15 protein-coding genes are annotated in these 13,397 nt (G+C 56.6%); 6 read left to right on the forward strand and 9 right to left on the reverse strand.

Features of this window, described 5'->3' with window-relative positions:
- Positions 1-13: 13 nt before the first annotated feature.
- The 3 genes from FPY71_RS15970 (at position 14) to FPY71_RS15980 (ending at position 2,474) form a co-directional block, all read left to right on the forward strand.
- Positions 14-1,009 carry an ABC transporter substrate-binding protein gene (locus FPY71_RS15970; protein WP_149301313.1) on the forward strand — a complete coding sequence of 332 codons (996 nt, stop codon included), beginning with the start codon at positions 14-16 and terminating at the stop codon, positions 1,007-1,009.
- Between the two features lie 6 nt (positions 1,010-1,015).
- Positions 1,016-1,774, forward strand: coding sequence for an ABC transporter ATP-binding protein (locus tag FPY71_RS15975; protein ID WP_149301314.1), 759 nt, complete (start codon positions 1,016-1,018; stop codon positions 1,772-1,774).
- Positions 1,775-1,883: 109 nt separating this feature from the next.
- Complete coding sequence (locus FPY71_RS15980; RefSeq protein ID WP_149301315.1) at positions 1,884-2,474, forward strand: IMPACT family protein; 591 nt, start codon at positions 1,884-1,886, stop codon at positions 2,472-2,474.
- Positions 2,475-2,481: 7 nt separating this feature from the next.
- Here the strand turns inward: FPY71_RS15980 and FPY71_RS15985 are convergent, their stop codons facing one another.
- Complete coding sequence (locus FPY71_RS15985; RefSeq protein ID WP_149301316.1) at positions 2,482-3,690, reverse strand: BaiN/RdsA family NAD(P)/FAD-dependent oxidoreductase; 1,209 nt, start codon at positions 3,688-3,690, stop codon at positions 2,482-2,484.
- A gap of 147 nt (positions 3,691-3,837) precedes the next feature.
- Between FPY71_RS15985 and FPY71_RS15990 the strand changes: the two genes are divergently transcribed.
- Positions 3,838-4,116, forward strand: coding sequence for a TehB family protein (locus tag FPY71_RS15990; RefSeq protein ID WP_149301373.1), 279 nt, complete (start codon positions 3,838-3,840; stop codon positions 4,114-4,116).
- On the opposite strand, the gene FPY71_RS15995 is transcribed toward FPY71_RS15990, so the two are convergent.
- From FPY71_RS15995 to FPY71_RS16015, 5 genes are all read right to left on the reverse strand, one after another.
- The gene (locus FPY71_RS15995) at positions 4,101-5,102 is read right to left on the reverse strand and encodes an endonuclease/exonuclease/phosphatase family protein (protein ID WP_149301317.1); all 1,002 of its coding nucleotides are present in this window, start codon (positions 5,100-5,102) and stop codon (positions 4,101-4,103) included. The genes FPY71_RS15990 and FPY71_RS15995 overlap by 16 nt on opposite strands.
- Complete coding sequence (locus tag FPY71_RS16000; protein WP_149301318.1) at positions 5,099-6,184, reverse strand: sn-glycerol-3-phosphate import ATP-binding protein UgpC; 1,086 nt, start codon at positions 6,182-6,184, stop codon at positions 5,099-5,101. Before FPY71_RS16000 ends, FPY71_RS15995 begins: the two co-directional genes overlap by 4 nt.
- Entirely contained in the window at positions 6,185-7,027 is an 843-nt protein-coding gene (gene ugpE / locus FPY71_RS16005) for a sn-glycerol-3-phosphate ABC transporter permease UgpE (RefSeq protein ID WP_149301319.1), read from the reverse strand.
- A gap of 4 nt (positions 7,028-7,031) precedes the next feature.
- Positions 7,032-7,994 carry an ABC transporter permease subunit gene (locus FPY71_RS16010; RefSeq protein ID WP_149301320.1) on the reverse strand — a complete coding sequence of 321 codons (963 nt, stop codon included), beginning with the start codon at positions 7,992-7,994 and terminating at the stop codon, positions 7,032-7,034.
- A 61-nt stretch (positions 7,995-8,055) separates the two neighbouring features.
- A complete protein-coding gene (locus FPY71_RS16015; protein WP_425457907.1) occupies positions 8,056-9,318 on the reverse strand; it encodes an extracellular solute-binding protein in 1,263 nt (420 codons plus the stop codon).
- 369 nt (positions 9,319-9,687) lie between these two features.
- Here FPY71_RS16015 and FPY71_RS16020 point away from each other — a divergent pair, with 369 nt between their 5' ends.
- Positions 9,688-10,155, forward strand: a complete 468-nt coding sequence (locus tag FPY71_RS16020; RefSeq protein ID WP_149301322.1) for a nucleoside deaminase — start codon at positions 9,688-9,690, stop codon at positions 10,153-10,155.
- Between the two features lie 44 nt (positions 10,156-10,199).
- On the opposite strand, the gene FPY71_RS16025 is transcribed toward FPY71_RS16020, so the two are convergent.
- The 3 genes from FPY71_RS16025 to FPY71_RS16035 all read right to left on the reverse strand — a co-directional run bounded on the left by FPY71_RS16025 (position 10,200) and on the right by FPY71_RS16035 (position 12,328).
- A complete protein-coding gene (locus FPY71_RS16025; RefSeq protein ID WP_149301323.1) occupies positions 10,200-11,018 on the reverse strand; it encodes a porin family protein in 819 nt (272 codons plus the stop codon).
- Positions 11,019-11,090: 72 nt separating this feature from the next.
- A complete protein-coding gene (locus FPY71_RS16030) occupies positions 11,091-11,789 on the reverse strand; it encodes an anti-sigma factor (RefSeq protein WP_149301324.1) in 699 nt (232 codons plus the stop codon).
- Positions 11,786-12,328 carry a sigma-70 family RNA polymerase sigma factor gene (locus tag FPY71_RS16035; protein ID WP_149301325.1) on the reverse strand — a complete coding sequence of 181 codons (543 nt, stop codon included), beginning with the start codon at positions 12,326-12,328 and terminating at the stop codon, positions 11,786-11,788. The genes FPY71_RS16030 and FPY71_RS16035 overlap by 4 nt, the downstream gene beginning before the upstream one ends.
- A 173-nt stretch (positions 12,329-12,501) precedes the next feature.
- Here FPY71_RS16035 and FPY71_RS16040 point away from each other — a divergent pair, with 173 nt between their 5' ends.
- Complete coding sequence (locus tag FPY71_RS16040) at positions 12,502-13,275, forward strand: DUF4394 domain-containing protein (protein WP_149301374.1); 774 nt, start codon at positions 12,502-12,504, stop codon at positions 13,273-13,275.
- Positions 13,276-13,397 lie beyond the last annotated feature (122 nt).

Raw genomic sequence — 13,397 nt, forward strand, 5'->3', positions numbered from 1 at the left:
AGGATTGTGACTGATGAACAAGCGCCGTTTTCTGACTACCGTTGCCGCAACCGTTTTTGCCGCAACCTTGCTGCCCGCTTCCGTGCAGGCACAGGATAAAACAGATATCAACTTCCGTCTGGACTGGTCTATCTATGGCTCGCATGCTCCGTTCTATCTGGCGCTGCAAAAGGGCATGTACAGCGATGCCGGTTTGAATGTCACCATCGGCGAAGGCCAGGGCTCGGCAACCGTTGCCCAGTTGATTGCACAGGGTCAGGATCAACTCGGCTTTGTTGATTTTGGTACCATGGCTCGCGGTGTTGAACAGGGCATGCCTGTTACGGCTGTCATGCGCGTCATCAGCGACGTGATGTGCATCATCTCTCATGCCGATGCGCCAATTACCGAGCCAAAAGGCCTGGAAGGCAAAGTGGTGGCGTTTGCCCCGTCCGAATCCACAGCCCTCGTGTTCCCGGCGCTTCTGGCCAGCCAGGAAGTCGATCCGGCATCCGTCAGCGTGCTGAACCCGGCATTTGGCGCCAAGAACGCCATGTTCCTGCAAAAGCGTGCGGACGCCATTCCAGGCAACTACAATGTGCAGGTTGCGCAGCTGGAAGGTCAGGGCGCGGAAGTTGAATATTTCCGTTTTGCCGATTTTGGCCTGCGGCAGATGAACAACGGCATTATCGTGAACAACAGCTTCAAAGATGCCAATCCTGAGGCCCTGAAGGCGTTTCTGGAAGTGACAGCGGCGGCTTTCGAGCAGGCAACTGCCGATCCGGAAGTGGCCGTGGATGCGTTGATTGAGGTGTTGCCGGAACAGCGCCGCAACCGCGATGTGCTTTTGCGTCAGTTGGTGCTGACGGCAGATTCCTACAAAACTGAAAATACGCAGGACAAGCCGTTTGGCTGGATGGAAGCGAAGGACTGGGAAGACACCCAGCATATTCTGACCGAGTATGGTGGCATGCCACGCAGCCTGCCGGTCGAACAATTCTACACCAACGACTTCCTGCCTGAATCGTGAGTTCCAATGTCCGAACTGATTAACATCAAGGGCGTCAGCAAGCGCTTCGATGAATTGCTGGCGCTCGACAATATCAATCTCACAGTGCGTGACGGCGAGTTTGTTGCCATTGTGGGCAGTTCGGGTTGCGGCAAGAGCACGCTGCTGCGTTTGATCGCGGGGCTGTTGCCCACCTCGGAAGGAATTGTCGAGGTCAACGGCCACAAGGTCAAAGGTCCGGCGGATGATGTTGGCATTGCCTTTCAGACGCCGGTTCTTCTGCCCTGGCGCAGCGTTGTGGAAAATGTCAGCCTGCAGCTGGAAGTCCGCAAACTGCCAAAGGCAAAGTATGAAACGGAGCTGCGCCGCCTGATCGAGCTGGTGGGTCTAAACGGTTTTGAAGACCGCAAACCTTATGAGCTGTCCGGCGGCATGCAGCAGCGCGTGGCCCTGTGCCGTGCACTGATCCATAATCCGGCATTGCTGCTGATGGACGAACCGTTCGGCGCGCTGGATGCGATGACGCGTGAGCAGCTCAACCTTGAATTGCAACGCATCTGGATGGAAACCCGCAAAACCATTGTGCTGATCACACACAGCATTATTGAAGCGGTGTTTCTGGCAGACCGGGTTGTGGTCATGTCGCCCCGCCCGGGGCGCATCACCAAAATTATCGATGTTCCGGTGCCGCGGCCGCGCTCCTTCTCCGGTCTGGGCGACCCGGCATTTCAGGCGGCCTGCGATGAAGTGCGCACGCTTATGAACGCATCCGGCCTGACCGAGTAGCAAATCAAAAGCGGCAGGGCACCGCCGAATGCGCGTCGCTTTTGCAGCGCTCATGATTTAAGGAAAAGCCGTTCCGCAAGCCTGCGGGGCGGCTTTTTCGGATCAAATCATGCGCTTTGCCCTGACCACAATAGAAACTGCACATCAGGAAATTCGCAAAAGCCGTTTCATTGCCCTTGCCGCGCCAATCAGCGATGAAGCTGCGGCGAAAGAGTTCATCTCGCAGCACTCCGACCCTTCAGCCAACCACAATTGCTGGGCCTGGAGGATAGGTCAGGCCTATCGGTTCAACGATGACGGAGAACCGAGCGGCACTGCCGGAAAACCTATTCTGCAGGCGATTGATGGCCAAAGCCTTGACGGTGTGGTGGTCGTGGTCATTCGCTGGTTTGGCGGCATATTGCTGGGCAGCGGGGGGCTTATACGCGCATACGGCGGCACGGCCGCGCTATGCCTTCGTGATGCGGCAAAGGTTCCGCTGGTGGAAAAACTCGCCGCCCGCATCATCTGCCCATTCAGCGACCTGGCCGTGGTTCAGGCGCGGCTTGGCGGCGTTGCTGACACTCGAATTGTCGACCAGACATTCACCGCAACAGGTGCCGAGCTTCTGATCTCCGTCGCCAAGGCACGGGCACCAGATCTGTTTCGCATGCTGACCGATGTTACCGGCGGCCGCATTACCATCACGCACGAAGAGTGAAGCCAGGCTATTCGGCGCCCGCGGCAATTGCCGTGCCGGCCGCCCAGCCGGAAGACCACGCCCACTGAAAATTATAGCCGCCAAGCCAGCCGGTTACATCCACCACTTCGCCGATGAAATACAATCCTCGCACATTGTTGGCCTGCAAAGTGCGCGAGTTCAGCGCGCCAGTATCCACGCCGCCAAGGGTCACCTCTGCGGTCCGGTAGCCTTCAGTACCAACAGGAAGCACTTCCCAACCATGAACGATGCCCGCAATTTCGGTCAGTTTCCTGTCGCTCATTTCACCAATGACACCGGACCAGCCGTGCAGCCGAGTCAGAAAACCGGCAAGGCGCTTTGGCAGCACCTCACCCAGCGCGGTTCCAATGGTCTTGCGTGCATTTTCCCGCTTGAAATTCATAAGCGCCGCGCAAACATCCAGCCCGGGCAGAAACGCAATTCTGATTTTCTGCTTTTCCTGCCAGTAAGAAGATATCTGCAGGATTGCCGGGCCTGAAAGGCCGCGATGGGTGAACAGCATTGCCTCTTCAAACGCCGTTTTTCCGCAGGATATTCTGGCATCGGCCGCCACCCCTGCCATCTCCCGAAATTCGGCCAGGAGATTTTCACCAAAGGTCAGAGGCACCAGCCCCGCCCGCGTCTCCGTTACCGCAATTCCGAACTGGTCAGCCAGTTGGTAGCCAAGGCTGGTTGCACCCATCTTGGGAATGGACTTGCCGCCACAGGCAACCACGAAGTTGCGACATTGCACGCGGGCAGTGCTTTCACCCGCCAGCACGGCCGAAAATCCTTCAGCGTTTTGCGAAAGCGATTGCAAAGTGGTGTTCAGGCGCAGGTCTCCACCAGCCTCTGCCAGTTCGTCCAGCAGCATGGCGATGATGTCTCGCGCAGAGTTGTCGCAGAACAACTGGCCCAGTGTTTTTTCATGATAGGAAATGCCGTGTTTTTCCACCAGCGCAATGAAATCGCGCGGGGTGTATCGACCCAGCGCAGATTTGGCAAAATGCGGGTTGCCGGAAATGTAGTTGCGAGCGGTTGCGCCGGTGTTCGTAAAATTGCAGCGTCCGCCTCCTGATATGCGGATTTTCTCACCAGGGGCCTTTGCGTGATCCAGAACCAGGACGCGGCCACCCCGAGATGCGGCATGAATTGCGCACATCAGGCCAGCGGCTCCGCCACCCAGCACCACCGTGTCAAAAGTTTCGTTCAGCATGCACCCATTCCGGCATCAAGGTATTGATGCACCGTCAATAGCCGGAGTTCGCGCCATTGACACCCCTGCCTTTGCACAATCATGGTGAAACACGCGAGGGGTCGGGAAATGCGAGCCTTTAAAACCCATTCCGGGAGAAACGAAACCATGAGCGCCATTCCCGATGATGCGGTGGCCTATCGGCGGTCGCCGGTGTTCAATCAGGACAGTTTGCCTACAGCGCTGCAAAAGCAGCATTCTACGAAAGAAGGCGCGTGGGCCATGATCCACATCCTGGAAGGCAGGTTGCTTTACAGAATCTGCGAGCCGCCTTCCGAAACCGTTCTGGACCCTGACCATCCTGGCATCGTACAGCCGCAACAGTTGCATGAAGTGCAGGTCATCGGGCCGGTCCGCATGTTTGTCGAATTTTACTCCAGACCCTGAAGCTCCAGCACAACCAGATCATGGTCTGACAATGGCCCGCCGTCGACGCCAGTTGCGGGCACAATGCGTGATCCGCCAACCTGAACACCCCGAACCAAAAACCAGTCAAGCTTCATCAGTCTTTCCGGCCAGCGGGTGATCAGGCTGGGCCGTGTTGTCACCTGATCGATCGGACCGCCATGCGCCTCAAAGCCGCGTTGCGCCATTTCAGCAAAAAATGATTCGTCACGCCAGTCACCGCCAATGTGGTTGCCGCTGTTCAAATCACCTCCAATGACAATCGGCAAGCCCGGAAAACGCGCGTCCAGCACATCAACCAGATGGTCAAGCTGCGCGTTTCGCCCCTTGGCATCGCTGTTGCTTTCCAGATGGGTTGAAACCACAACCAGCGGCCCTTGCGCAGTTTCCAGCATCGCACCAACGGCCATCCGCTCACCAAGCCGTGGCTGGTCATCGCCCTGCATGAACCAGAACCGCTTTCCTGGCAGCCTCACCATGAAAACATGCTGCATGCCCGCCGAGCTCACCAGTGCATTGCCATGAAATCCGGCATAGTTCTGCGCATCTGCGCAGAATTCGCGCTCGGTATCAGAGCCGAGGCCAAGCTCCAGAAACTCCACCCCGAATGCATAAGCCATGCCCAGACCGTCCGCGACCTCTGCGGTGGTGTGGCGCTGCGCCGTGCGGGCCATGCCGCAATCCATTTCCGAAAGCAGCACAATGTCCGCTCCGGTTTGAGCCAGCTTTGCGGCTGCTTGCGTGGGAAACAAGCATCGCTCCACGTTCCAGGTTGCGAGACTGAATGGAAATTGCAGAACCGTTGTGGGCGTCAATCCACCGGTTTCAACCTGGGTCATGCAGGAAAGCCCGGCCATAAAACGATCATGCGCTGTAATGGTGCGCGGCAAAGCGGCAATATCCTGCCGGGTCTGAGCAGACGGCACCAGCAGAGCTGATACAGTTTCAGTGACAACAGGCAATATCATGCCAGCACCGCCGCCCGGACGTCGGAACGCTCTTCATTGTCAATTCTCCTGCCTGTGGCAGTATCAAAAAGATGCACCTGCCCGCGTGGCACCGAAAGGCGCATTTCCGTGGAAATTTCGAACCGCGGGTCAAGCGCCAGAACCAGTTGCTGCCCGTCAACCTGACCGTGCACCAGACGCTGCGCGCCCAGTTCTTCAACAAAATCCACCCGGAATGGCAGACCAAGCCTGTCGGGCTGCAGATCTTCAGCGCGAACACCAACTGTGACCGGACCGTTGCGGCTGGTGTTCAGATTGAGCTCAAGCTGAACCGAGCCGATCTGGAGCTGGCTGCCCTGAATCTCTCCGTCCAGCAGGTTCATGGCAGGCGAACCGATAAAGCTGGCCACAAAGGTGGATGCCGGCCGGTGGTAGATTTCAAGCGGTGCACCCACCTGCTCGATCTGGCCAGCATTCAGGACCACCAGACGATCAGCAAGCGTCATCGCCTCAAGCTGGTCATGCGTGACATACAGCGATGTGGTGCCAAGCCGCTTCTGCAGGCGGCGAATTTCGCCGCGCATCGAAACGCGCAGTTTGGCATCCAGATTGGACAGCGGCTCGTCAAACAAAAATGCGGCCGGCTGGCGCACAACGGCCCGCCCCATGGCAACGCGCTGGCGCTGTCCGCCAGAAAGCGCCCTTGGCTTGCGGTCCAGATACGGGCCCAGTTCCAGCATGCGTGCGGCTTCGGCAACCCGGCTTTCTATTTCCGCTTTGGGAGTTTTGCGGTTGCGCAGGCCATAGGCCATGTTTTCCCGCACGCTCATATGCGGGTATAGCGCATAGTTCTGAAACACCATGGCAATGTCGCGGTCGGCAGGCTCAACCTTGTTGACCACCCGTTCGCCAATGCGCACCGTGCCCTGGCTGATATCTTCCAGCCCGGCAACCATGCGCAGCAGGGTGGATTTTCCGCAACCGGATGGGCCAACCAGCACAATGAACTCGCCGTCGCGCACAGACAGGTTGATGTCGCTGACAGATCTGGCGGTTGCTCCGGCATAGGTTTTGGAAACCTCTGCAATGTCGATGGATGCCATTTATTTATCGCTTTCCGTCAAGCCTTTGATGAACCAGCGCTGGAAGATGACCACCACCAGCACCGGTGGCAGAAGCGCAAGCACGGCAAGGGCAAAGGCTTCGTTGTAATCGGGGATCTGGCTGCCGACCCACACCTGCAGAATTTGCTTGATGCCGCGCATCAGGGTGAAAAAGCGCTCTTCAGTGGTCATCAGCATTGGCCAGAGATACTGGTTCCAGCCATAGACAAACATGATGATGAAGATGGCCGCGATCATGGTTTTTGAAAGCGGCAGCAGTACATCGATGAAAAACTTGAACGGCCCCGCCCCGTCTATTCTGGCCGCTTCCAGCAATTCATCGGGCACCGATTTAAAAAACTGCCGGAAGTAAAACGTGCCGGTAGCCGAAGCCAGCAGGGGCACAATCAACCCGGTATAGCTGTTGAGCAGTCCAAGCGACGACATGACCTGATAGGAGGGCATGATGCGCACTTCCAGCGGCAGAAGCAGGGTGGTGAAAATGACCCAGAAAATCAGCGTGGCAAACCGGAAGCGGAAGTAAACCAGGGCATAAGCCGCCGCCATCGACAGGATGATTTTGCCCACGGCAAAACCAAGGCCAAGTATCAGCGAGTTCATGACCATACGCGCGCCAGTGACCTGACCGGTGAAGCCACCTTGCCGTGTCAGAACCGTGTTGTAGGTTTCATAGCCATTGTCACCGGGCAGCAGGGTCAGCCCGTTCATGTGAATGTCTGCTGCCGTGTGGGTGGATGTCATCACGGCCACCGCAACCGGCAGCACCATGAACAGCGTGCCGGCCAACAGGATCAGATGATCGAAAATGCGTGTCTGGCCCATCAAATCACCCGTAATGAACGCGGCGTTCAAGCCAGCGAAACTGCACCAGCGTCAGCGCCAGCACCACCAGCATCAAAATGACTGACTGGGCGGAAGAGCCGCCGATATCATTGCCGCGAAACCCGTCGAGATAGACCTTGTAAACCAGGGTTATCGGGTTATTCGCCGGCTTATCTTTCAACATCACGTCAATCACGGCGAATGTGTCAAACAGCGCGTAGGTGATGTTGATGATCAGCAGAAAAAACGCCGTGGGCGCCAGCAGAGGCAATATCGCCGTGAAAAACCGTCTTGCACCGTTCTTGCAATCAATGACCGCCGCCTCCCGCACGCTCTGGGGAATGCTTTGCAGGCCAGACAGAAAAAAGATGAAATTATAGGGGATCTGCTTCCACACAGACACCAGGATCATCGCCGTTGCGGTGTCGAAATAGCTGAGCCCAACCCGCATGTTCCAGCCAAACCACGAGGCAATTTCCACAAACGGGCCGATATGCTGGTCAAACAGCATCATGCCCATCAGGCCCGCAACCGGAGGAGCAATGGCGTAGACGGCAATGAGCGAGTTTCGATAGGTTGAGCGCCCGCGGATAACCTGATCCGCCTTGACGGCAAGCAGCAGCCCTATTCCCAGAGAAAACGCCGTGACCAATATGGTGAAGACCGCCGTAAACCGCGCAATGCGTTGATATTCAGCGGAAGTCAGGGCATCGACATAATTATCCATGCCGACAAAGGTTGATCCGAAGCCGAACGGATCTTCCAGATAGAAGGAAGATGAAATTGCCTGCGCCGATGGCCAGTAGAAAAAAATGAAAATCACCGCGAGCTGCGGCAACAGAAAGAGCCACGGCAGCAAAGGCCGGTCAAACTGCACCCGCTTGGCGGGCTCAGGCCGGCTTGCAAACCGCGCTTTAAGCCGGGAAAAGGCCGTTGGCACAAGCGCCGGGGCGGAAAGATTGGTCATTGCGGATCCAAAGCTTTAACCGGACCCGGCAAAATGCCGGATCCGGTTTTGAAAAAGCGTATCAGCCAGAGGTTTTGGCAAAGCGGGCAAGCAGCTCGTTGCCTTCGGTCTCGATTGCCTTGAACGCATCTTCCACAGTGGTTTCACCTGCGAAAATCTTGTTGTATTCGCGCTCCATCACCGAGCGGATCTGCGGATAAAATCCAAGGCGATAGCCTTTGGACCAGTCACCCTGTGGCAGCATCAACTGTTCCATGCCGACAGCAGCCACGGGCTTTTCATCATAATAGCCCTCAGCCTTGGCTTCGTCATAAGCGGCTTTGGTGATGGCCACATAGCCAGTTGCCTGATGGTAGAACTTCTGAATTTCAGTGCTGGTCAGGAAGCTGAAGAAGTCAGCCGAGCACTTGTTCTGGTCATCCGGCTTGCCAGCCATGGCAAACAAGGCAGCGCCACCAATGAAGCTTGCAGTTCCAGCACCGTCGATTGCCTGCCAGAATGGCAGGAAGTCGGCAGAAAATGGCATTGTTGCAGTTTTGCTCAAGCCGCCGAACGACCCGGATGAGCCAATCCAGAGGGCAACCTTACCTTCTTCAAACGGCTTCTGATTATCGGACCAGCCAGCACCGTAATATTCGTACAGGCCAGCGTCCTTCCAGTCCTTCAGCTTCTGGAACATCATGATCAGATTGGGATCGGTGGCATTGATGGTTGTGCCTTCGAAACCGTCATAACCATTGTTGTTTGAAGCGAACTGGATGTTCTGGCGCGAGAAAAAGTTCTCGGTGAACTGCCATGTCAACTGCGAAGCTGTCAGCGGAATATAGCCTGCCTCCTTCAGCTTCGGGGCAATGGTTTCAAACTCTTCCCAGGTCTTTGGAGCTTCAACACCGGCTTCTTCCAGCGCTTGCGTGTTGATGTACATGATAGGCGCGGATGAGTTGAACGGCATGCCGATGAATTTGCCGTCAGCATCTGCGTAGAAGTAGCGAATGCCATCAATAAAGTCGGCGCGATTGAAGTCGTGCCCGGCTTCAACAATCAGATCTTCCGCTGGAATGGTTGCGCCCTTGGCGCTGATGATGGTGGCGGCACCCGCATCAAACACCTGCAGGATGTTCGGCTGTTCGCCAGAGCGGAATGCAGCAATGCCGGATGCCAGCGCCTCTTCATATGTACCCTTGGAAACGGGCGTGATGGCGCACGCATCCTGCGCAGCGTTAAACTTTTCGGCGACCTGATTGATAACCTGCTCGTTGGCGCCGCCCATTCCGTGCCACCAGGTTATCTGCACCGGCTGTGCAAAAGCCGAGGTCGTCGTCATTGCCAGTACGCCCAGCGCGGAAAGGGTTTTTTTCATGAAGGAGTCCTTTTGGATCAGGAGCATTTCCCGTTGAAACGACCGGTTCAACAGAAGGATAATGCGACAACAAAGGGTTAGACCGATTCAGATGATCGAAAGATCAAATGACGCGACCTGAGGAAGATGCCGGCAATCTAGTGACCAGCCGCAAAGGATTTGTGGCGTTCAAATTGCGTTTCCTTGACAGGCCAGAGTGGTGATCCGACAAGGAAAATTCGCTTTCCTGACCCTCGGTCGCTTCAACTCAAGGTTATTTGGCCGCCATAAAAATCCTGATTGACAGCGCCAGCAGCAACCACAAGATGCTGACATTGGGTATGGGAGGATGGAATGGAGAGCGACCAACGGTTTCTGCAGGAGGCGATTGAACTGGCGCGGGACAATGTCGACCGGGGTGGACGACCATTCGGCTCGGTCATTGTTCGCGATGGCGAGGTCATAGCGGCCGGCGTCAATGAGGTGATACAATCCGGCGACGTTACCGCCCACGCTGAAATGGTTGCGGTTCGCAATGCCACCACGAGGCAGAAACTGGCCAATCTGGCCGGAACAACGGTTTATGCCAGCGGGCACCCTTGCCCGATGTGCATGGCGGCGATGCGGCTGACGGGCGTCAAGCGCGTGGTGTTTGCCTATTCCAACGAGGACGGCACGCCATACGGGCTTTCCAGCGCCGCTTTGTATGCCGAGCAGGCGAAGCCCTTTGCCGAACAAACAATGATGCAGATTGAGCATCAGCCTGCGCCGCGGAATGACGGGCCCGACCTTTATGACTATTGGAAAGCCCGGCAGCCCTGACGCGCTGGCTTGAAACTAAAAGCGACATTTGCAACGGGAAAGCGCTAGAAACGCCAGGTCGCGCCCAGAACCGGCCCGCTTAGCTGCACGTCGAAAACATGGCCACCATGCCGGTAATCAACATCCAGCACCTTATATCCGGCAGACACGGAAAGAGTGTCGGTGAAGGCATAGTTGACAGTGCCGAGCACCGACCAGGTGAGTTCCGAGCCTGCGCCAAAGCCGCCAATATCAGCCTGCGCCATGACAGACAGCTTTTCGGTAAACGGCAGAAATGCCCGCGCGCCAACCACCGGATCAACCCAGCCGAAGCTTTCGCCATAGGTGCGTGAGGCACCCAGTGCACTGACCGTGACATCGTTGGAAATGTGCCATGCGCGTGCGCCAACCAAAACGTCCAGCGAGAAGGCTGTGTTGTCTATGATCCGGTAACCACCCTGCAAAGTTGCCGTAAACTGGGTGCTGTCAACGCTGCCATTGACCACCGTGCCAATCGGCACCGGAATAGGCAAGGGAGGAAGTGGGCCGGATGTTCTGCTGTCGGTTGTGCTGACATACATGATGTCACCGGAAAAAACGAACCGGTCATAGCGGGCCCAGAGATTGACGAACCCGCCAATGTTCAACTCGTCCATGACATCAGAGAACGGCTTCTCGACACCAATGGTTGGCGCACGCCGGAATGGCGAGATGTTACCTTTCAGACCGGCAGCCCACATGTAAGGTGTGATCTGCAATGCCCATCCGGGTACCGCTTCTGTCACCGGCACGATCTCTTCAGAAGGCGCTGTGACAACATCCGCAGCATGGCTTGCATGCGAAACGCAGAGTGCCAGAATGGCGGCAAAACCAAACCGCTTCATGAATACATCCCCTTCAAGCCGGCTGAAGCCACCCCTGCTCCAGAAACCTCATCCGCAAGCGCGCATATAGGCCTAGATCGGTGCCCGTGCGAAGCCCTTTACCAGAATTGGCCCTGTTGGCCGGCCTGTCGGCGAGCCGGGCGCCGGCTCCAGCGTAATTTCATAAAGCTGCCCCTGTTCCGGCAATGGCAGGCTGGGGCCGTCGAGCCGGATTGTTGCCGGATCGCTGAAAGTGCCAAGTGACACAGGCCCGGTATCGGCATCGGGCAGTGTCCACACTTCCAGAATATGCCCGGCAGGAACGTCAAACGCTTCCAGCGGAACCAGACGAATGCTGTCATCGGCAAAGGCTTCAACAATCGCACCGGGCGATGCGTCGGTCTCGTTGATCAGAACGGCAATCATGATGGGCTGTTCAACGGGTCGTGTGAATGTGCCAGCAAGATAGCCGACCCCCAGAGCAAGCAAGAGGCTGGCTGCCATGCGAAAGCGCTGCATAGACTGCTGGCGCCGCGACTTTGGATTTGAAACCGGCAGCACGGAAACCTTCTCGGCCTCCTTCAGCTGGCGTTCTATTCTGGCCCACAATTCATCGCTGCGCGGCAGAGGTGTTGCCGTATCATCCAACCGTTGAAGAGTGGCCTCCAGAGCCCGCACCCTGCGGGCCAGCGCTCCATCGCGCTCCATTTCCGCTTCGAACAAGGCACGTTCAGTTCCGCTCATCACGCCTATGACATACAGGCCGGCACGTTCCATCTGCTCCTGTGTCATGACAGGCACTCCTGCAACGCCACAACGCCCCGCCTGATCCACGCTTTAACTGTACCCAGTGGCGCGCGCATTGTTGCGGCGGCCTCACCGTGATTAAGACCGGTCACATAGCACAAAAGAATTGCCTGACGTTTGGGTTCATCAAGTCTGTTTAGGCATGTGCGCAATGCATCTTGCTCAGCCAGCGCATTGTAAGCTGCAACTGCGTCATGCTGTCGATCACCGATGTCGATCAGAACTTCGGCATCATGATATTCGACACGCGCATCATCGCGGATCATGTTGAGCGCGCGGTTGCGCGTCATGGTAATGAGCCAGTTGCGACCAGAGCCCTTTCCAGGGTCAAACTGCGACGCTCTGTGCCATACGGCAATAAACACTTCCTGCACCACCTCTTCCGCCAGATCACGCCGCCGCACAATTCGTTGGGCGATAGCCACGAGCCTGCCCGACTCATCATCAAAAAGCTGGGCAAGTGCCTGCCGGTCGCCACGAGCGATGCGCGTCAAAAGGTCGGAAATTTCACTGCGTTCGAACATGGCCGCCAATATGGGGAAGTTCGCTCTTCATGTCGATTGCCTGCAACCACGAGGATTAATTGCTGTTGCAAAAATATTTTCGGGCGGTGCATCCAGAGCGGCATGCTGGCGGGTAACCAACTTATAAGCCGCGCAAATCGCGTTGGCCAATGAGGAGAGATCTCATGCTTGCCATGACAACTTACCGTAGTCTTATTGCTGCTTCCGCCATCGCATTGGGCACCAGTGCCGCGCTGGCCGCTCCTGCCGTGGGCCTGTCGGGCAACACCACGCTGATCATGTTTGATACCGAAAGCCTGGAAGTTACAGGAACCATGGAAGTGACAGGCGTAGATGGTCTGGCGGGAATTGACGTTCGCCCGGCTGACAAGATGCTTTACGGTGTATCTCTTGCCGGAGAGATTGTTACGATTGACCCGGCAACCGGTGCTGCGACCGTCAAAAACACCCTTTCCGAAATGCTGCCAAGCTTTGAAAATGCAATTGTCGATTTCAATCCCATGGCCGATCGTCTGCGCCTGATGGCGACAGACGGCACCAATTTCCGGGTCAATCCGGATGATGGAATGGTAACAGTTGACGGGTCATTGGCGTTTGACGAGGCAGACATGCATGCCGGTGAAACGCCTGCCATTGTTGCGGCCGCCTACACCAACTCGTTCGGCAAGCCTGAAGCTACGGCCATGTATGACATTGACGCAACCATTGTTGCGCTGATCCAGCAGACAGCGCCCAATGATGGCACTCTCGCTGCAATTGGCAAGCTGGGGATTGAAGGTGCCGATAACTATGCCTTCGACATTGCCGCGACTGAAGACCTGACCAACACCGCCTATCTGGTATCCGGGGCAACGCTTTACACCGTTAATCTTGAGACGGGTGCTGCAACGGCGGTTGGCGAAATCGAAGGTGCGCAGACCATTCGCGACCTCGCCATTCTGCAATAGCCTTCTGCGTCATTACTGACGCAACCCGCAACCATAAACGCCCTCGCATTTCAACTAGATGCGAGGGCATTTTTTTGCCCAAAAGCTTTCCCATCCCCTCCTGCCACACCGGAAGCCGCGCA

This window comes from Aureimonas fodinaquatilis, from assembly GCF_008369445.1.
Taxonomy (GTDB): domain Bacteria; phylum Pseudomonadota; class Alphaproteobacteria; order Rhizobiales; family Rhizobiaceae; genus Aureimonas; species Aureimonas fodinaquatilis.